Consider the following 20,139-nt stretch of genomic DNA (forward strand, 5'->3'; position numbering starts at 1 on the left):
AGATCTAAAAAAACCGGCGCGAGCCGGTTTTTTTATGCGCAGCATTTACTCAGTCCGGATCGGCACCCAGTTGCACCGGCGCAGTACCGGGGAAAAACAAACGCTGCAACTCGGCGCCCGGATCTTGTGCGCGCATAAACGCCTCGCCGACCAGGAAGGCATGCACCTCGCTGATCTGCATCAGTTCGACATCGGCGCGATTGAGGATGCCGCTCTCGGTGATCACCAGGCGATCACGGGGGATTTTCGGCAGTAAATCGAGGGTGACATCCAGGCTGACTTCGAAGTTATGCAAGTTGCGGTTATTGATGCCAATCAGCGGCGTATCCAGGGTCTGCAGCGCCCGCTCCAGCTCATCGCCATCGTGCACTTCAACCAACACATCGAGGCCGACGTCTTTGGCCACGCTGGCCAGCTCGGCCATTTGCGTGTCCGCCAAGGCCGAGACAATCAGCAGCACGCAGTCGGCGCCCAGGGCACGGGCCTCGACTATCTGGTAAGGGTCGATCATAAAGTCTTTGCGAATCACCGGCAGGCTGCAGGCCGCACGGGCTTGCTGCAGGTAGGCGTCGGCACCCTGAAAGAAGTCGATATCGGTCAGCACCGACAAACAAGCGGCGCCGCCACGCTGGTAACTGGCGGCCAGTTCGGCCGGATTGAAATCCTCGCGCAGCACGCCTTTGCTCGGCGAGGCTTTTTTAATTTCGGCGATCACCGCCGCTTCCTTACGCTTTACCCGTTCCTGCAAGGCATTGGCAAAACCGCGCGGTGCATCCGCGTCACGGGCCAATTGCTCCAGCGCAGACATGCTGACCAAGGCGCGACGCGCGGCCACCTCCTCGACTTTGCGGGCGAGGATTTGTTCCAAAATAGTGGGCAGGCTCACGCTTGATTCTCCAGCCGGAATACCGCAGTAAAGGATGCCAACTCGTCGATTTTCTCCAACGCCAGGCCGGTGTGCAGCGCGTCATGGGCCAGCGCTACGCCAGCGGCCAGGCTATCGGCCAGGTCGGCGGCGTAGAGTGCGGCGCCGGCATTCAGCACTATCAGGTCGCCGGCTTTGCGGCCAATGTCGGTTTTGCGCCGCCCCAGGGCATCGCGAATCAACGCCAGGGAGGCTTGCGGGCCGTCGACTTCCAGCCCCAGCAGGGTTTGACTGCTGAGGCCGAAGTCTTCCGGGCGCACCTCGTACTCGGTGATCTCACCGTCTTTCAATTCGGCCACATGGGTGGCGGCGGCCAGGCTGAACTCGTCCAGGCCATCGCGCGAATGCACCACCAACACATGCTTGCTGCCCAGCCGCTTGAGCACCTCGGCCAGCGGCCGGCACAGGGCCTGGCTGAATACGCCGACCACCTGATGACGCACGCCGGCCGGATTGGTCAGCGGCCCGAGCATATTGAAAATGGTCCGCAGGCCCAAATCACGCCGTGGCCCGGCGGCGTATTTCATCGCCTGGTGGTGCACCTGGGCGAACATAAAACCGACCCCGACTGTGTCGATGCAACGCGCCACCTGCACCGGAGTCAGCTGCAGATAAATCCCGGCGGCCTCGAGCAAGTCGGCGCTGCCGCTATTGCCCGATACCGCCCGGTTGCCATGTTTGGCCACCTTGCCGCCGGCCGCCGCCACCACAAAAGCGGCGGCGGTGGAGACGTTAAAGATATTGGCGCCATCGCCGCCGGTGCCGACCACATCGACCACGTTATCCAGGCTGGGCAACTCGACCTGGCTGGCCAGCTCGCGCATCACCGAGACGGCACCGACTATCTCGTCGATGCTCTCGCTCTTCATGCGCATGCCCATCAGAAAGGCGCCGATCTGCGCCTCGCTGCATTGGCCGGTCATGATTTCGCGCATCACGTCCTGCATCTCTTCGGTGGACAGGTCGAGCTGGGCGACGATTCGATTGAGGGCTTGTTTGATATTCATCCGCGCACACCGCCGCTCTGCTTGAGGAAATTGGCAAACAGCTCATGGCCCTGCTCAGTCAAAATCGATTCTGGGTGAAACTGCACGCCTTCGACATTCAGGGTCTTGTGCCGCAGGCCCATGATCTCATCGACCGAGCCGTCTTCCAGTTGGGTCCAGCCGGTCACTTCCAGGCAATCGGGCAAGGTCTCGCGCTTGACCACCAAGGAGTGATAGCGGGTGACCGTCAGCGGCTGATTGAGGCCGGCGAACACGCCCAGGCCCGCGTGGAATACCGGACTGATCTTGCCGTGCATCACCTGGCGGGCGCGTACCACCTCGCCGCCAAAGGCCTGGCCGATGCTCTGATGGCCCAGGCACACGCCGAGAATCGGCAGCTTGCCGGCAAAGTGGCCGATCACCGCCAGGGATACGCCGGCTTCGGTGGGTGTGCAGGGGCCAGGGGAGACCACGATGCGTTCGGGGTTGAGTGCTTCGATCTCGGCCAGAGTCAGCTCATCGTTGCGGATGACTTTGACCTCGGCGCCCAATTCGGCCAGGTACTGCACCACGTTGTAGGTAAAGGAGTCGTAGTTATCGATCATTAGCAGCATGTTAAAAACCAACCTTGTGCGCCTAGTGCGCGTGTAGTTAAAGCCTGCGGCTGACACCTGGCGAAATGGCCCTGTTTGAGCGGGCCTTTGGCGAGCAGGAACAGCTGTAACTTGTCGCGGGCGACGCCGTGGTCGCTCGCACAAAGATCAAGTCCGCCAACGCCAGCAGGCGTGGCCTTTGATCAGGCGCATGAGGAGGGTGCTGCTGGTTTTCACTGGAATTTTCTCGTCTAGCAATCCGCTCACAGTAGCCCAGGCGCGGGCTGCGGCGCAATCTTGATCGCCCCGCAGCCAGGCCAGTGCGGCGCCATTCTCCGCACACCACACGCGGCGGCGAATCACTCGGCATCCTCTTGGTAGTCGCCCTTGAGCAGGTTCAGCAACGCATCGGCGTCCAGCTTGGCGCTGAGTTCACCGCCATCCAGCAGGCTGTCGGCCAGGGCGCGTTTTTTCGCGTGCAGGGCAACAATCTGCTCCTCGATGGTGTGTTCGGTCACCAGCCGGTAAATGGTCACCGGACGCAGCTGGCCCATGCGATGGGCACGGTCGCTGGCTTGGTCTTCCACCGCCGGGTTCCACCAGGGGTCGAGGTGGATCACATAGTCGGCGGCGGTCAGGTTCAGTCCGGTGCCGCCGGCTTTCAGGCTGATCAGGAAAATATCACCAGTACCGGCCTGAAAGGCATCCATCCGCGTCTTGCGGTCTTTTGGCGAGGTGGCGCCGTCCAGATACTGATAGTGGATGCCCTGCTCATCCAACCACTTACGCACGATGCTCAGGTGGTCAACGAACTGACTGAACACCAGCGCCTTGTGGCGGTTCTCCAGCAGCTCCGCGACTATTTCGGCGAAGGCCGCCAGCTTGCTACCGGCCAGCCCGGCGCCGGGCATGACCAGATTGGGGTGACAGCAAAAGCGCCGCAACCGGGTAATTTCCGCCAGCACCTGCAAGGATTTGTTCTGCCCTTGCGGGGCATTTACCAACGACTGCAAGGCTTGTTGGCGCAGCGCCTCGTAGTAGTGCGCCTCTTCGGCAGACAGCGGCACCTTGTAGGTAATCTCGGTGCGCGGTGGCAACTCATCGAGCACCTGGCTCTTCAGCCGGCGCAAAATAAACGGCTGGATCAGCGCCTTCAGGGCCTTGCGGGCCGACTGCTCGCCGCGTTCGATCGGCGTGCTGAAGCGTTCGGCAAAACGCTCCTGGCTGCCGAGCAAGCCCGGATTGATAAAGCGAAACAGATTCCACAGCTCACCCAGGTGATTCTCCAGCGGCGTGCCGGTGGCGATCAGCTTGAAGTCCGCCTGCAAGCACATCGCCGCTTGCGAGCGTTTGCTGCTGGCGTTCTTGATCGCCTGGGCCTCATCCAGCACCACGCTGGTCCAGTGCTGGGCGGCAAAGGCCTGATCGTCTTGCTGCAGCAGGCCGTAGCTGGCCACCACCAAATCCAGCGGGCCAAGCCCTTCCAGGCTGCGGGTCTGCTGATAGTTATGCACTTTTAAGGTCGGGGCAAAACGCGCGGCCTCGGACAGCCAGTTAATCGCCACCGAGGTCGGCGCGATGACCAGTTGCGGCCCACGGGGGGCGCGCAGCAGCATCAAGGCCAAGGCCTGCACGGTTTTGCCCAGGCCCATGTCGTCCGCCAGGCAGGCGCCGACGCCCCACTCGGCCAGGCGCGCCAGCCAGTCGAAGCCTTCGCGCTGGTAGTCACGCAATTCGGCTTGCAGGGTGCTGGGCAATTGCGGTTGAAAATTCTTCAGCGACTCGAGCTTGTCCAGATGCGCCTGCCAGCTGGCGTCGGCCTGAAACTCGCCGGCCTCCTGGGCCAAGCCGGCCAGCAAGGGCGCGGTGAGCAGATTCAAACGCAGGCCGTCATCGCCGACGCGGTCGGCCAGGTGCGCCAGTTCATCCAGGTGTTTGCGCAAGCTGCTGCTGAGCGCCAGCCAGTCTTGCTCGCCCAATTTAAGGAAGCGGCCCTTGTTGGTTTTCAGCAGCTCGAGCAACTGGCGCAGGTGCAATACCCGGCCATCGTCGAGCTGCACTTCGCCGGCCAGCACAAACCAGTCACCTTGCTGCTTCAAGCCCAGCTTGAGCTGGCCCATGCCCGGCCGCGCCTTGATGCGCATCCGCTCGCCTTCCGGCCACACGCATTGCAGCCGCTCGCCATCCAGCAGTTGCAGCTCACTGAGCACCTGTAAGGCATCTTGCGGGTCTTCCAGCTGCCACTCCTGGCCGTCGCTGTCGGCCTGGGCCAGCGCCGGGCAGGCCTGCAGCACCCACTCTAGGGTGGCGGCTTCGGCGTCCAGATCGCGACTGGCTTGCAGGGCCTTGCCGTCTTGCTCGCCGAGCACATTAGCCAGGCCAACGCCCGGTTTAAACCAGCTGCTGTGGGCCAGCGGGCGCACCAGCAACTGCAAGCGCAGGCCGCCCTGCAACGGCAATAAATGCGCATACAGCATGGGGTCGGCCACCACGCAATCGAGGTGACTGGCTAATTCGGGCAGGTCGGAATGAATCGGCAACAGCGGCGCTATGGCGCTGATTGCCTCGATCAGCTGCGCCTTGCCGGCCTGGGGCACGCTCAGGCCGTGGCCGATGATGTCGATAATCTGCCGCAGCTCGCGACTGATCGGATAGGCCAGCAGCCGTGTCGGGGTTTCTTTATAGAGCAGCAGCGTGCTGTGATTGTGCAGCTCGCGGGGTTCGAGCTTGATATGGATCTGCTCGGCCTCGGATTTCAGCTGCAAGCTGGCGTGGCCCAGAGCCAGATCAATCCGCACCTCGGGCGCATCGGCCCAAAACAGCGCCGGATGGCCGATCAGGCGCGGCAAGGCCAGCTCCGCCGGCAGCTCGTAACGCACGCCGCCGTAATGATCGGCGCTGGACTGAATCATGCGGATGGCTTGCTGATCTTGCTCGAGCAAGAAGTCCAGGCTGTCGCCCTCCTCCAGCAAGCGCTTGAGTGCCACCACCCGGCCCTTGCTCCACTGGCCCTTGACGCTGAGCTTTTGCTCGCGCGGCTCGACATGGGTGGAATAGCCATTGGCGCTGACCAGCCACGCCAGGCGACTGCTGTTTGGCGTGGCGCTGGCAGTGGCTGCGCGCTTGCCCGGCTTCAGCAGGGTCAGCGCAGCCAGTGCATGTTGCCAAGCTTCTTGGCGCTGGTAGAGACTGACCAAAGGCTGTAGGCCCTTGTCGCGGTACCAGGCCGGCGGCTGCCACGCCAGGCCGAACTGCTGGGCCAGCAAGGCCTCCACCTCGACGGCCAACCACTGATAACCGTCGCTCTCCAATTGCCCGGCAAAGGCCTCTAACTGCAGTCGCCAAACGGGACGACGCACCACCTCGGCATCCGCCCAGTACAGCGCTAGCGCCAGCAGCAGACCATCGAAACCATTGAAGGCGATATGGCCGACAAAGTCCTGGGTCAGCCCTTTGCTGCTGCCGAGCAATTGCTCGACCAGCAGCAGCAAGGCCGGATAGCCACGACCATAGTGCTCACGAACACCAAGGCTCACCGCTTGTTTAAGGGTCGGGTAAGACTGCGGGTCGGCACTGGCCAGCAGGGCCAAACAGTAGAAGCCATTGAGCACCGGCGGCAGGTCCAGCTTGCGTTTCTTACTCTGCCGTTTGATCGACGCCGTCCACTCATGCAGCGCCGCCAGGGCCGGCGCGTAACTGCCGCCGAGCACCGCCGCGATAAACTGCTGCATGGTGGCCAGGGCACTGTTACCCAGCGCGGCAAACTGCGGCCAGTCGCCCCGCCAGAGTGCTTGCTGCAACAGTTGCAGGGCCAGATCGGTATGCTCAGGATTACGCGCCAGCAGTACCAGGCCGAGCCGATAGGCCTCATCGGCCGGCTGCAAGTGCTGGTTCAGTTGCTGTAGATAGTCTTCCAGTAGCAAGCATTGCACCGCCGGGAACAGGCTGGCAAACACTTGTTTACCGGCCTCATCGGCGAGCAATTGCTCGGCGGGCGATTCAACCTGCCAGTCTTCCAGGCGGTCCAGGCACTGCTGCAAATCAAAGGCCTGCCCCTGCAGCAGCGCCAGCCACAGGCTCTGCAACTGGAACTCTTTGGTCGGCGCATCCCAGGCGGTGCGCGGCGCGACCAGACTGCCACGCAGAATCTCCAGCCACTGGCTCTTGCTGGCGTCGCTACTGAGTTGCTGCAGCACCAGATTGCGTCGCCCTGGCAGCAGGCAAATCGGCTGACCAGTACCGCCGCTATGGCTAAGCCACTCGAGGCGCTGCAAAGGCTCGAGAATCTCGCTCAAGGCGGCGGCGTCAAAGGCGCGGGTGGCCGAAACGCGGGCGCCCATGTCGCGCAGCTGGCGGACCAAGGCGGTTTTGCTCTGCCCTGGGAAAGACAGCGCCAGCACATACAGCAGCGCTTTGTAGTTCTCCGGCAACACCGCCAAGGCAGAAGGAGTTATGGCAGCAGGCATACAGAGGTTCCAACAACAGAGACAGCGAAAATTAAAGCGCTAAACCCATGCCCGCGAGCATCGGTCTGAGCAAATACCTAAGCGGGTTGGCGCCACACCGGCGCGAACCCGTTGGGGTGACTAGCCACGGTTCTTGTGGGTTTGCTCGGCCAAGGCGACCGCGCGAAACATCGCCCGACGCTTGTTCAGGGTTTCTTCCCACTCCAGCGCCGGCACCGAGTCGGCGACTATGCCGCCACCGGCCTGCACGTGCAGCTCACCGTTTTTGATCACTGCGGTGCGAATCGCGATGGCGGTGTCCATATTGCCGTTCCAGGCCAGGTAACCGACCGCGCCGCCGTAGATGCCGCGCTTGACCGGCTCCAGCTCGTCGATGATTTGCATGGCGCGAATCTTCGGCGCGCCCGACAAGGTGCCGGCCGGCAAAATGGCGCGTAACGCATCCATGGCGTTGAGGCCTTTCTTCAGCTGGCCGTTGACGTTGGAGACGATGTGCATGACGTTGGAATAGCGCTCTATCACCATTTTTTCGGTGACTTTCACCGAGCCGGTCTCCGACACCCGGCCGGCATCGTTGCGACCCAGGTCGATCAGCATCAGGTGCTCGGCGATCTCCTTGGCATCCGAGAGCAGGTCTTGCTCCAGCGCCAGATCGGCCTCCTCGGTGGCGCCGCGCGGGCGGGTGCCGGCAATCGGCCGTACCGTCACCAGACCATCTTCGACCCGCACCAGCACCTCGGGGGAGGAGCCGACCACATGGAAGTCGCCGAAGTTGAAAAAATACATATAGGGCGTTGGATTAAAGCAACGCAGCGCCCGGTACAGATCGATAGGCGCTGCGGCAAAGTCGATGCTCATGCGCTGCGATGGCACCACCTGCATGCAGTCGCCGGCTAGGATGTACTCCTTCACGGTATCGACCGCACGCTCGTAATCTTCGCGGCTAAAGCTGGAGCGAAACAGCGGCTCCGGGGCATCGGTCAAGGCCGACAAATCCAGACCCTGGCGCGGGGTGATTGGCTGGCGCAGTTGTTCCAGCAACTCATTCAGACGTGCCTGGGCCGACTCATAGGCATCTGCCTCGCGGGGGTCGGCCAGGACGATGGCGTGCAGCTTGCCGGCGAGGTTGTCGAACACCACCACGGCGTCCGAGACCATCAACAGAATGTCCGGATTACCCAGCGGGTCGGGATTGGGGCACTTGGCCAATTTCTTCTCGACGTAACGCACGCAGTCGTAGCCGAAGTAGCCGACCAGGCCGCCATTGAAGCGCGGTAAACCGGCAACCGGCGCCACCTGATAACGCTCTTTGAAGGCTTCGACAAAGGCCAGCGGGTCTTCACATTCATGGGACTCCACCACCACATCATCAATGCTGACCGTCACGCTGTGCTCGTAGGCGCGCAGCACGGTGCGGCACGGCAGGCCGATGATCGAATAACGGCCCCATTTCTCGCCGCCCTGTACCGACTCCAATAAGTAGGTGTAGGGCGCGTCGGCCAGCTTTAAATACAGCGACAGCGGAGTATCGAAATCGGCCAGGGTTTCCAAGGCCACAGGTATGCGGTTATAGCCGCCAGCGGCTAACTGCAGGAATTCTTCGCGGGTCATAATTCAGCCTCGTGGCTTGAGGTAAAAACCTATCTAATATCTGCTGCGCTTGGTTATGCGGCGTTGAAACCAGGCTCGGACTGCTCATTTACAACTCGTAAACTCCGCGTCCTCGCCTGATTTCGCCTTGCCTAACCTGCGCTCGCAACGATATTAAATTAGGTTTTGAGCAAATGAGTAAACGTGGTCAGACTTAAATCAGGCGCGCCAACGCCAGCGGGCCAAAGCCTTGAGGATGTGCATCCCAGACTTGACTAACCCTGATTTTATAAAGCCCTGTTTACTGGTAACCACCACGATCTGATCTCTTCGGCGGGGGGATGGACTAACGCCCGGCAACGGTAGCGCAGCGGCTGAGGCGGCGCAACCCGAGGCATCCGCCGGCAGCAGGTGACGTAAGTCGTCGAGCACCAGCGCTGGCGACTCCTCGCAAATCGGCCGGCCGTGGTTATAGCCATAGCTCATGGCCACGCAGAGTATTCCGGCGGCCTTGGCGGCTTGCACATCGCTGCATGAGTCGCCGACAAACAGCGCTTCGCTGGCCGGTACTTCGGCCAGTTGCAGCACTTGCAGCAGGGCCGCCGGATCGGGTTTCTGCTGCGGCAAGGTATCGCCGCCAATGATCCAGCGAAAGTAGCGGCCGATGCGCAACTGATCCAGCAAGGGGGCGACAAAGCGCTCCGGCTTGTTGGTGATCAGCGCCATCTCGACGCCTTGCTGCTTGAGCCACTTGAGGGTTTCGCGTACGCCGGGGTAGAGCACCGTCAGGCTGTGGTTATCGGCATACAGCTGTAAAAACAGTTCCAGCGCAGGCTCGGCATCCGCCTCGCTGACCGCCGCATGCTGCAGGTCACCGGCCAGGGCGCGGCGCACCAAGACCCGCGCGCCGTTGCCGACCCAGTTGCGCACCCGCTCGCTACCAGCAGCCGGCAAGCCACGCGCCAGCAGCATTTGGTCAACAGCGGCGGCCAGGTCCGGCACCGAGTCGATCAGTGTGCCATCCAGATCAAACATCACCAGGCTGGGTAAACGTCCGGGCAACAGCTGGGCAAAACCGCCCTGCATGCTACTCATCCGCGGGCGAGCGCTAGTTCGCTGCGCATCTGCGCAATCACCGCGTGGTAGTCCGGGCTATTGAAGATCGCCGAACCGGCGACAAAGGTGTCGGCGCCGGCGGCGGCGATTTCGCGAATATTCTGCACCGTCACCCCGCCATCCACTTCCAGGCGAATCTCGCGCCCCGAGGCCTCGATCAAGGCGCGGGCTTCACGCAATTTATCCAAGGTACCGGGGATAAATTTCTGTCCGCCAAAGCCTGGGTTAACGCTCATTAACAAGATCATGTCGACCTTGTCCATCACGTACTTGAGGCTCGAAAGCGAGGTGGCCGGATTGAACACCAAGCCGGCCTTGCAGCCGCCATCGCGGATCAGTTGCAAGGAGCGGTCGATATGCCCGGACGCTTCTGGGTGGAAGGTGATGTACGTGGCGCCGGCTTCGATAAAGTCGCCGATGATGCGATCGACCGGCGAGACCATCAGGTGCACGTCGATAGGTGCGGTGATGCCGTATTTGCGCAGCGCCGTGCAGACCATCGGGCCGATGGTCAGGTTGGGCACGTAGTGGTTATCCATCACATCGAAGTGCACGATGTCGGCGCCAGCCGCCAGCACGTTGTCGACTTCGGCGCCGAGGCGGGCGAAGTCTGCGGAAAGAATCGACGGAGCAATGGCGAACGGCTGCATGGCGCACCTAGATGACAAAATCACGATGGTGCGCATTGTAGCCTGAGTCACCCGCCCGCGCGGTTGTCTTGTGTCAGTGCCGGGTAGACCCGTGTGATCTACCCGCCGGCAAACTCAGCCCTGATTGGCCGCGGTACGCAGTTTCTCGCTGCGCCCGCGCAACCATTCCAGGGTCAGCAGCAGGACGATGGAGAAGCCGATCAGCAGGGTCGCGGCGGCGGCGATGGTCGGGCTGAGGTTCTCGCGGATGCCGCTGAACATCTGCCGGGGCAAGGTGGTTTGCTCAGGGCCGGCGAGAAACAGGGTCACCACCACTTCATCGAAGGAGGTGGCAAAGGCGAACAAGGCACCACTGATTACACCAGGCGCAATCAACGGCAGGGTGATCCGAAAGAACGCCGTCAGTGGCGAGGCACCGAGGCTGGCGGCGGCGCGCACCAGGTTCTGGTTAAAGCCCTGCAAGGTCGCCGACACCGTGATGATCACAAACGGCACGCCGAGCACCGCGTGCACCAGAATCAGCGACAGGTAGCTATTGCCCAAGCCCAACGGGGCGAAGAACAGGTAGCTGGCCACCCCGACAATCACCACCGGCACCACCATCGGCGAGATCACCAGACTCATCACCAACGCCTTGCCGCGAAACTCGCCGCGGGTCAGGCCAATCGCCGCCAGGGTGCCAAACACCATGGCCAGCACCGTGGCCGCCGGGGCGACGATCAGGCTGTTTTTCAGCGAGCGCATCCAGTCGGCGGAGCCGAACAGATCCTGGTACCACTGCAGGGAAAAGCCTTGCAGCGGATAGACCAGAAAACTGCCGGAATTGAACGACAAGGGAATGATCACCAACACCGGCAAGATCAGAAACAGCAGCACCAGACCGCAGAGGCCACGCAATGTGTAGAACCAGAGTTTCTCTACCGGCGACATATAGGGACTTAGCATCAGTATTTGCTCCTTAGCTCAGACGCAGGCGGTTGGCGCCCACCAGCCAGCTGTAAACCACATAGAGCACCAGCGTGGCGAACAGCAGCAGGCCGCCAAGCGCCGTGGCCATACCCCAGTTGATGCTGGTGTTGGTGTAGAAGGCGACGAAGTAGCTGACCATCTGATCGCTCGGGCTGCCGAGCAGCGCCGGGGTGATGTAGTAACCAATCGCCAGGATAAACACCAGCAAGCAACCGGCGCCGACACCGGCCATGGTCTGCGGAAAGTACACCCGCCAGAAACTGGCGAACGGATGGCAACCGAGGGAAATTGCCGCGCGCATATAGGTCGGCGAGATGCCTTTCATCACGCTGTAGATCGGCAAAATCATAAAGGGCAGCATGATGTGCACCATCGAGATGTACACCCCGGTGCGGTTGAACACCAACTCCAGCGGCTGGTCGATCAGCCCCAGTTTGAGCAGCGCGCCGTTGATCAAACCACCCGATTGCAACAGCACTATCCAGGCCGCCACCCGCACCAGAATCGAGGTCCAGAACGGCAACAGCACCAGAATCATCAGCAGGTTGCTCTGCCGCGACGGCAGGTTGGCCAGCAGATAAGCCAGCGGATAGGCCAGCACCAGACAGATGGCGGTAATCACCAGGCCCATCCAGAAGGTGCGGGCGAAGATGTCGATATAGATCGCCTGATCCGGGGTAGCCGACGCCAACTCACCGAGGTCGTCGATTCTATGGTCGAGGGCCGCCAGCAGGTAAAACGGTGTGACGCTGTTGGTGTTGCGGCGGATCACCTGCCAGTAAGCCGGGTCGCCCCAGCGCTCATCCAGGCCTTCTAGGGCCGTTTTGTAAGACCCCGGCTCGCTCTTGAGCGGCAGCGCCCGCGAGGTTTTCATTAGCAAGCTGCGATAACCGGCCAGCTCCATATTCAGCCGCTTGGACAGATCACCCAGGCTCTGATTTTTACGGGCATCAACCAGGTCCAGGCTCAGCGCCTGGTACACCGGCTCACCGGGCAGCGCCTTGCCATCCCAGCTGGCAATCGCCTCGACGGTGCGCGGCATGGAGCCGAGTACTTCCGGGTTGCCGACGCTTTTGAACAGCAGGGCGACAATCGGCAGCAGGAAAATCAGTAATAAAAACAGCACCAGCGGCAGAATCAGCGCCTGGGCTTTCCAGCGATTCATCCGCTCGGCTCGCGCCAGTCGTTGTTTCAGACTGGGACCGGCGGGCACGCTCAAGGACTCTGCGTAGGCCATCATAAACTCCAGAAAAAAGACCGCGCGGACGCGGCCAAAAAAGCACCGTAGGATGGGTTGAGCTTGCGATACCCAGCAACCGACCAGCATGGGTATCGCTGCGCTCAGCCCTTCCTACTTGGCGGCCCAGGCGTTGAAACGCTGCTCCAGCTGCTCGCCATAATCGGCCCAGAAGGTCACGTCCATGGCCACTTGATTGGCGATGTTTTCCGGGGTGGTCGGCATGTCTTTCAGCACCTCTTTATTCAGCAGCGGCACCGCCAGTTTGTTGGCCGGGCCGTAGGCGATGTTTTCCGAGTAGCCCTTTTGCTGCTGCGGCTGCACCGAGAAGGCGATGAATTTCTGCGCCGCTGCCAGATCCTTGGCGCCCTTAGGGATGGCCCAAGAGTCGAAGTCGTAGATGCCGCCGTTCCACACCACTTTCAAATTGCTTTCTTTCTGCACGGCGGCGATCCGGCCGTTGTACGCCGAGCTCATCACCACATCACCGGAGACCAGATACTGCGGCGGCTGCGCGCCGGCTTCCCACCACTGGATGCTCGGTTTCAACTGATCGAGTTTCTTGAAGGCGCGATCGACCCCGGCCGGGGTCGCCAGCACCTTGTAGACCTCTTTGGGTGCCACGCCATCGGCCATCAGGGCAAATTCCAGGGTGTACTTAGCGCCTTTGCGCAGGCCACGTTTGCCGGGGAATTTCTCGGTATCCCAGAAATCCGCCCAGCCGGCGGGTGCGCTTTTCAGCTTGTCGGCGTTGTACGCCAGTACCGTCGACCAGACGAAGAAACCCACACCACAGGGCTGGATAGCGCCGGGAATAAAGTCATCGGGATTACCGAACTGGGCCGGATCGAGGCTTTCAAACAGACCCTCATCGCAGCCACGGGACAGCTCTGGCGACTCCACTTCCACCAGGTTCCAGGACACACTCTGGGTGTCGACCATGGCTTTGACCTTGGCCATCTCGCCGTTGTATTCGCCGGCCAGGATCTTGCCGTTGCCGGCGGCTTCCCAAGGCGCATAAAAGCCTTTGACCTGGGCGTTCTTGTTGGCACCACCAAAGGACACCACGGTTAGATCGGCGGCCAAGCTGGGCAGCGCAAAGGCGAGTCCGAGGGCCATGGCGCTGAGTTTGAGAGAGTTATTCATTGTTGTTGTCTCCACAGTGCAGGTTGATAGAAATGCGATCAAACAGCTTCCAGTAAGGGGTCCAGCGCGCGTACGTGTTCGACCTGCCAGCCGAGCGGCACCACGTCACCCACCGCGAGGGCCGGGTCGAGCTCGGCGATCGGTTGTTTGACGAAGAAGTCGGCCTTGCCACACACCTCTAGACGCACACGTACGTGGTCGCCTAGATAGATAAATTCCTCGACGCGGCCGCTGAAGCGGTTGGCGCAGGTTTCGCTGGCAGCGTTCAAGCGGATGCGCTCGGGGCGAATCGACAGGGTCACCGGCTCGCCGAGTTGACCGACATTCACCGCCAGCGCCTCGACTTTTTCGCCACGCCCCAGCTCGACCACGCAACGCTCGCCATCACGGCTGTGCAGGCGGCCATTGATGCGGTTGTTTTCGCCGATAAAGTTGGCCACGAAGGTGTTTTTCGGTTCTTCATAGAGGGTGCGCGGCGGGGCGATTTGCTGGATTTCACCCTGGTGAAACACCGCCACCCGATCCGACATGGTCAGGGCTTCACCCTGATCGTGAGTCACGTAAACCACGGTCACGCCGAGGCGCTTGTGCAGGTGCTTGATCTCCATCTGCATATGCTCGCGCAGCTGTTTGTCCAGGGCGCCGAGGGGCTCATCCATCAGCACCAACTGCGGCTCGAACACCAGCGCTCGGGCCAGGGCCACCCGCTGTTGCTGGCCACCGGACAGTTGGCCGGGGTAGCGGTTGCGGAATTTATCCAGCTGCACCATCGACAGCGCGCGTTTGACCCGCTCGCTGCAGTCGGTCTTGTTCATGCCGCGCACGGTCAGCGGAAACGCCAGGTTTTCCGAGACGGTCATGTGCGGGAACAGCGCGTAGTTCTGAAATACCATGCCGATGTCGCGCTCGTGCGGCGGCACGTTATTAATCGAGCGGCCGGCCAGCAGAATCTCGCCAGCGGTAGGGGTTTCGAAGCCGGCCAGCATCATCAGGCTGGTGGTTTTGCCCGAGCCGGACGGCCCCAACAGGGTGAGAAATTCGCCTTTGCGAATCTCCACGTTGAGGTCTTTGACGATCAAGTTCTCGCCGTCGTAGCTCTTTTGTACGCCACGAAAGCTGACCAGCACATCGTTCGCTTGCGTCTCGAGCATCACCGCACCTTTTATGTTGTTGTCTGTCGTGGAGTAAGACTAGAACGACAGACCCGCAGGGCAAATCGGCGGTGAGGAGAGATTGTTATAAGCACAACGGACGACTGCCTGTAGGGATTGCCCTACAAGATCGATGGAGCGAGAGCAGCGCCGGACGGCATACTCGGGGGAACCGTAGGATGGGTTGAGCGCAGCGATACCCATCCTACCCAGCGGCGCACAGGGGTGCAGTTGCTGCAACGCAGATCAAAGCAGCTTGTGCTCCATGGCGTAGCGCATCAGATCGGCCATCGAGTTGGCATTCATCTTCTGCATCAGTCGCGCCTTGTGGGTGCTGATGGTTTTGTTGCTGAGGGCCAATTGCTGGGCAATCTCATTGACGCTGGCGCCTTGCACCAGCCGCTCGAACACCGAGAACTCGCGCTCCGACAGCAGGGCATGGGCGGGCCGCGAATCGGTCAGGCCGACCTCGAAGACCATCCGGTCGGCCAGGTCCGGGTCGATATAACGGCCACCGCCGGCGACCTTGCGAATCGCCGTCAACAGCAGGGCCGGATCGCTGTCTTTGGTGGCGTAACCGGCGGCGCCAATCTTCAGGGCGCGGGCGGCCATTTGCGCCTCGTCGTGCATGGACAACACCAGAATCGCCGGAGGATTGCTCAGGGCGCGAATCCGTGGAATCGCCTCCAAGCCATTTACTCCGGGCATCGAGATGTCCAACAACACCACATCGCAGGGCACTTGGCGCAAGGTCTCCAGCAACTGCTCGCCATTACTGGCCTCACCGACCACTTGCAGGTCTTTGGCCAGGCCGATCAGTTGCTTGATGCCCTCGCGGACGATGGTGTGATCTTCTGCCACCAATACTCGAATCACGCCGCTGCCTCCTCAGGCCAAAGTCTTATTCCAAGCTTATTGCAGGGGGATGTGCACACTCAGGCTGGTGCCCTCGCCCAGTCGGCTGTCCAGTTGCAAACTGCCGCCGAGCATCAGCACCCGCTCACGCATGCCGACCAAACCGAAGGAGCTGGGTCGCCCGCTGGGCGCGACAAAACCGCAACCATCATCAACGATGCTCAGGCACAGCATGCCGGCCTCCAGCGTCAGCCGTACCTCGACAGTATGCGCCTGGGCATGGCGGATGACGTTGGTCAGCGCCTCCTGCAGGATGCGAAACAAACCGATGGCCTTGGCGTCCGCCAGTGTCGGCAGGTTGTCGGGCACCTGCACCAGACAAGGAATCTGCGTGCGCGCCTCAAAGCGTTGCGCCTGCCATTCAATCGCCGAACTGATGCCGGCATCGAGGATCGGCGGACGCAAGGCGGTGGCCACATCGCGGACCAGTTGGAACAGGCTGGCGATCAGCCGTTTCATGCTGTTCAGCCGCTCCTGCAAGCCCACATCCAGCTCGCCATAGGCGAGCTCACACATGGCGGTTTCCAGTTTGAGCACGGTCAGCACCTGGCCCAGCTCGTCGTGTACTTCACGGGCGATGCGGGCTTTTTCTTCTTCGCGCACGCTCTCCAAGTGCGCCGACAGCTCGCGCAATTGCCCGCGCGACTCGCTCAGCGCCAGCTCGATGCGCTTGCTCTCACTGATGTCCCAGACGATGCCGTCCCAGACCACCAGACCATCTTCGAGGCGGCGGGCAATCGCCTTGATATCGGCCCAGCGCTGCTCGCCTTCGCGGGTCAAGATGCGCCCCTGCCAGTGCCAGTCGCGATCCGCCTCCAGCGCCGCTAGCTGGCTTTGATGGTAATCGGCAAGGTCATCGCCATGCACCAGGCTGCGAATCCCGCGCCCAGGTTGCAGCAAGGTGGCCGCCGGATAGCCGACCAATTTCTCACTGCCATCGCTGATAAAGGCAAAGTCCACCGGCGCTTCCGGCTGCGGCCGTTCGAGGCGAAACACCAGGCCCGGCACATTGGCGGCGATGCCCTGCAGCTGCGCCTGACTTTCCTGCAGGGCGGCCAGGGCGCGGCGCCGCTCGGTCACATCGGTGATATACACGACCAAATACTCGGCCTGGCGAAAACGCAGAAAACTCAGCGACACATCGGTCGGCAGCGCGCTGCCATCGGCGCGCAAGCAGTTGCTCTCGAAGCTCAAGGGCTCGCCATCACTGGCGCGAGCGCGTTTCCACAGCGCCAGCCAGCGATCCATCTGCAGGCTCGGCTCCAGCTCGATCAGCGGCCGTTCCAGCAAGCCGCCCAGGGGATAACCGAGCATCTGCTCGACCGCCCGATTGGCATAGCGCACGTGACTGTCCCAGTTGACCCAAAGAATGCCGACGGTGCTTTGGTCGATGGAAAACTGCGACAACCGCAGCGCCTCCTCGCTGGCCGCCTGCAACTCAAGCTCCTGGCGCGCCTCCAGCACGCGCCGCTCCAGGCCATGCCGCTGGCGGCGCAGGGAAAACACGATGGCCAGCGCGGCCAATAGCAAGACGGCCAGCAGCCCACTGAGGTTCTGCCAGAAGCCCGGCGAGTCGCCCAGGCGTGGGTATTTGAGCTGCAACCAGCGCTCGCGCAACTGATCCAACTGCTTGGCCGGGATCGAGCGTAGCGCGCTGTCCAGCAAGGCCGACAGCTCGGGCCAATCGCGCCGCGAGGCGACCCGCAATAGCTGCGGCAAACCGATATCGCCGACCACCGCCAACTCGGCAAATTCGCTCTCGCGGGCCAGGCGACTGAACTGCGCCGCGTCGATCACCGCATAGCGCACCCGCTGGCTGAGCAGCTGCTGCAAGGCCTCGCGGTCGCTGCCGACGGTCTGCAAATTGAGGCTCACATAGGTGCCGCGCAGGTAGTCGGCCACCACGCTGGGCATCCGCACGGCCACCGGTTCAGTGGCGCCGAGCTGCTCCAGATCGACCGCCGCGCCGCCATTGCGCGCGCCCACCAACAAGTGCGGCACGCGCATATAGGGGTCGGAAAACAGCCACAGGCGCAGCCCGGCCGGGGTTTGACTGAGGCCCGGAGCCACATCGACCTTGCCGCCGCGCAGGGCCGCCTCCAGCGCAGCTTGGTCGGCATATTGCTGCCAGAGCAACTCCACCTGCAGCGCCGCCGCCAACCACTGCATCAGCTCCACATTGAGCCCGGAGAGTTGCTGCAAGCGCCGATCATATTGCGCATAGGGCGCCTGCAAGACCACGCCGACCCGCAGTTGCCGGTGCTCGGCCAGCCAGGCGTGCTGCGCCGCATCTAGGGGCAGCGCCTCGACTCCAGCCGCCTGGGCCAGCACCGGCCAGCCGCCGCAGCCGAGCAGGGCCACCAGCATCAGTAAGCGCAAAACACCCAGCACAGTCAGCACCTCAGATAGGTAAAACCAAGCAGTCCAGACCGCGGCATAACCGAGCGCAGTAGTTTTCACACAGTCTGAGTCCTGCCACCTTACTCCAGCCCGCCACGCTTTGAGTGCCGCGCAAACCAAACACAAGCACGGCCTGACAAACCACGGCAGAGCTATTAGGCTTCCAATACCTTCCCCGGCCGGACTGCTCTGATGCCACGCACCCTCGCGACGACACTTTCATGCTGTTGCCTAGCGCTGTTACTGCCTTACGCCGCCACGTTGCCGGCCGAGACCGCCGCACCCGATGCTGCGGCCACAACACCTGATGCCGCCGCAGCACCGGCGCCTGCCGCCGACACGCAGCGGCCGGAGGTGGCCGAACGCAGCCAGGACGAAGCCCTGGCCCTGCAAGAACAGCTACCGGCCGGCGAGCAACAGCAGCTCAAAGCCGGCGAGGAAAGCTTTCTGGCACTCTGGCAACCGGCCAATAAAGGCGATGCCCAAGGCCTGGTGATTTTACTGCCGGGCGCCGGAGAAAGCGCCGATTGGCCCCAGGCGATTGGCCCGCTACGGAGCAAATTACCCGATGCCGGCTGGCACACTCTGAGCCTGACGCTGCCCGATCCACAGCCGGTGGCCACTGCTGCAGCCAATACCGAGCCCGGCAGCGCCGAAGCGTCCGCACTCGCAGAGCCCACCGCGACACCAGAAGCCAGCGCTGCGGTCGCCAGCCCTGCCAACAGTGCGCCAGCCAGCGATAGCAGCGCAGCTGCGGCAACGCCTGGGCAAACCCCGGAGCAGCACGCCGAGCGCGTCTTGGCGCGGATTCAAGCCGGCATCGAGTTTGCCCAACAGCAAAAACCCAAGAGTATTGTCCTGCTGGGTCACGGCACTGGCGGCTATTGGGCGGCCCGCTACCTGAGCGAGCATAAAACCGCGCCGATCCAGAATTTACTGCTGGTGGCGCCACTGTTGCCCGAGCAGTTCAGCCCGCCTCTGGACGAGCTGGTGCCGAAGCTGCAACTGGCGGTGGGCGATTTTTACTACAAGAACCAACAGCTCGAACGCACCGCAGCGCTCAAGCGCATGCAAGCCAGCAAGCGGCAAAAAAGCCCGGCCTATATTCAGGTTGCCATGTCGGCGCTGCCGGGCAATCCCACCACCGAGCAGGAGCAACTGTACCGGCGCATTCGTGGCTGGCTGAGCCTGCATCTGCAAGCCCAGGCCGCCGCGCCCGCCCCTTAGTTAGGGAAAATCGCGGCGGTTGCGCAACAGCTCAAACGCCCGATGCAACTCGCAGGTTTTGTCGGTGGCGGCACGCACCTGCGCAGGGCTGGCGCCAGCACCGGCGACTTTGTCGGGATGGTGGCGACTGAGCAGCCGCCGATAGGCTTGTTTGATCTGCGCCGGCGCGGCCTCGGCGCTTAAGCCCAGCACGCGCAAGGCCTCTTGTTCGGCGGCGGCACTGGCCATCAGCGGCACATTACTGCGCGCATAGGCCGCGCCCAGCGCCAGCACGGCGTCGCGCTGCAGGCCCAGATGCTCACCGCAATCCAAAATCAGCTGATATTGCGCCGGCGCCACCTGACCGCCGGCCCAGGCCATGCGCCAACAGGCACGCAGCAGCTCCTCAGCCAAGGCACGATTGGCCCGCCGCTGCCGCAATGGCCGGCGCAAACTCTGCTCGGCACTCTTGCCACGGGTGAAGGCGGCAATCGCCAGCTGCTCGGCCGCCTCATCCAACTGCAAACGGCGCATCTCATTGCGGGCTTGCTGGATATGCGCAGCCGTCACTGCCCCGGCGCTTTTGGCCAAGCGCCCGAGCAGGCCAAACAGCAACTGCTGCTCCCGCGGCCCAGTCGCCCCCTGCATGCGCCGGCGTAAATCGGCCCAGGACCGTAAATCCAGGCGCCGATCCAGCACCTGCCCGAGCAAGCCGCCCAGCAGCGCACCGGGAATACTGGCCAGCAACATGCCGGCCAAGGCGCCCAGGGCGGTAATCGGCCAATACAC

At 62.3% G+C, this 20,139-nt stretch carries 15 protein-coding genes; 1 reads left to right on the forward strand and 14 read right to left on the reverse strand.

The features are described from left to right. Positions 1–49: 49 nt before the first annotated feature. The 13 genes from trpC to Q8R10_RS05435 form a co-directional block, all read right to left on the reverse strand. The gene (gene trpC, locus Q8R10_RS05375; RefSeq protein WP_305651728.1) at positions 50–886 is read right to left on the reverse strand and encodes an indole-3-glycerol phosphate synthase TrpC; all 837 of its coding nucleotides are present in this window, start codon (positions 884–886) and stop codon (positions 50–52) included. After that, entirely contained in the window at positions 883–1,932 is a 1,050-nt protein-coding gene (gene trpD / locus Q8R10_RS05380) for an anthranilate phosphoribosyltransferase (RefSeq protein WP_305651730.1), read from the reverse strand. The genes trpC and trpD overlap by 4 nt, the downstream gene beginning before the upstream one ends. Further along, the gene (locus Q8R10_RS05385) at positions 1,929–2,525 is read right to left on the reverse strand and encodes an aminodeoxychorismate/anthranilate synthase component II (RefSeq protein WP_305651732.1); all 597 of its coding nucleotides are present in this window, start codon (positions 2,523–2,525) and stop codon (positions 1,929–1,931) included. The genes trpD and Q8R10_RS05385 overlap by 4 nt, the downstream gene beginning before the upstream one ends. 338 nt (positions 2,526–2,863) lie before the next feature. Beyond that, positions 2,864–6,970 (reverse strand): DEAD/DEAH box helicase, encoded by a 4,107-nt coding sequence (locus Q8R10_RS05390; RefSeq protein ID WP_305651734.1) that lies wholly within the window; start codon positions 6,968–6,970, stop codon positions 2,864–2,866. A 120-nt stretch (positions 6,971–7,090) separates the two neighbouring features. Further along, positions 7,091–8,581 carry an anthranilate synthase component I gene (trpE, locus tag Q8R10_RS05395; protein WP_305651736.1) on the reverse strand — a complete coding sequence of 497 codons (1,491 nt, stop codon included), beginning with the start codon at positions 8,579–8,581 and terminating at the stop codon, positions 7,091–7,093. 198 nt (positions 8,582–8,779) lie between these two features. Further along, positions 8,780–9,646, reverse strand: coding sequence for a phosphoglycolate phosphatase (locus Q8R10_RS05400; RefSeq protein WP_305651827.1), 867 nt, complete (start codon positions 9,644–9,646; stop codon positions 8,780–8,782). Positions 9,647–9,651: 5 nt separating this feature from the next. Next, on the reverse strand, positions 9,652–10,326 hold the full coding sequence (gene rpe, locus Q8R10_RS05405; RefSeq protein WP_305651738.1) for a ribulose-phosphate 3-epimerase: 675 nt from the start codon (positions 10,324–10,326) through the stop codon (positions 9,652–9,654). Between the two features lie 114 nt (positions 10,327–10,440). Then, the gene (locus Q8R10_RS05410; RefSeq protein ID WP_305651740.1) at positions 10,441–11,271 is read right to left on the reverse strand and encodes an ABC transporter permease; all 831 of its coding nucleotides are present in this window, start codon (positions 11,269–11,271) and stop codon (positions 10,441–10,443) included. A gap of 13 nt (positions 11,272–11,284) precedes the next feature. After that, entirely contained in the window at positions 11,285–12,532 is a 1,248-nt protein-coding gene (locus tag Q8R10_RS05415) for an ABC transporter permease (RefSeq protein ID WP_305651741.1), read from the reverse strand. A 114-nt stretch (positions 12,533–12,646) separates the two neighbouring features. After that, positions 12,647–13,678 (reverse strand): ABC transporter substrate-binding protein, encoded by a 1,032-nt coding sequence (locus Q8R10_RS05420; RefSeq protein WP_305651743.1) that lies wholly within the window; start codon positions 13,676–13,678, stop codon positions 12,647–12,649. Between the two features lie 38 nt (positions 13,679–13,716). Next, positions 13,717–14,829 (reverse strand): ABC transporter ATP-binding protein, encoded by a 1,113-nt coding sequence (locus Q8R10_RS05425; protein WP_305651745.1) that lies wholly within the window; start codon positions 14,827–14,829, stop codon positions 13,717–13,719. Positions 14,830–15,075: 246 nt separating this feature from the next. Next, on the reverse strand, positions 15,076–15,705 hold the full coding sequence (locus tag Q8R10_RS05430; RefSeq protein ID WP_305651747.1) for a response regulator transcription factor: 630 nt from the start codon (positions 15,703–15,705) through the stop codon (positions 15,076–15,078). A gap of 36 nt (positions 15,706–15,741) precedes the next feature. After that, entirely contained in the window at positions 15,742–18,111 is a 2,370-nt protein-coding gene (locus tag Q8R10_RS05435; RefSeq protein WP_305651829.1) for a PAS domain S-box protein, read from the reverse strand. Between the two features lie 225 nt (positions 18,112–18,336). Between Q8R10_RS05435 and Q8R10_RS05440 the strand changes: the two genes are divergently transcribed. Further along, positions 18,337–19,371 carry an alpha/beta hydrolase family protein gene (locus tag Q8R10_RS05440; protein WP_305651749.1) on the forward strand — a complete coding sequence of 345 codons (1,035 nt, stop codon included), beginning with the start codon at positions 18,337–18,339 and terminating at the stop codon, positions 19,369–19,371. Here the strand turns inward: Q8R10_RS05440 and Q8R10_RS05445 are convergent, their stop codons facing one another. Beyond that, on the reverse strand, positions 19,372–20,139 hold the full coding sequence (locus tag Q8R10_RS05445; protein ID WP_305651751.1) for a DnaJ domain-containing protein: 768 nt from the start codon (positions 20,137–20,139) through the stop codon (positions 19,372–19,374). It lies immediately after the preceding gene.

This window comes from Pseudomonas sp. (assembly GCF_030698175.1).
In the GTDB taxonomy this organism is placed as follows: domain Bacteria; phylum Pseudomonadota; class Gammaproteobacteria; order Pseudomonadales; family Pseudomonadaceae; genus Aquipseudomonas.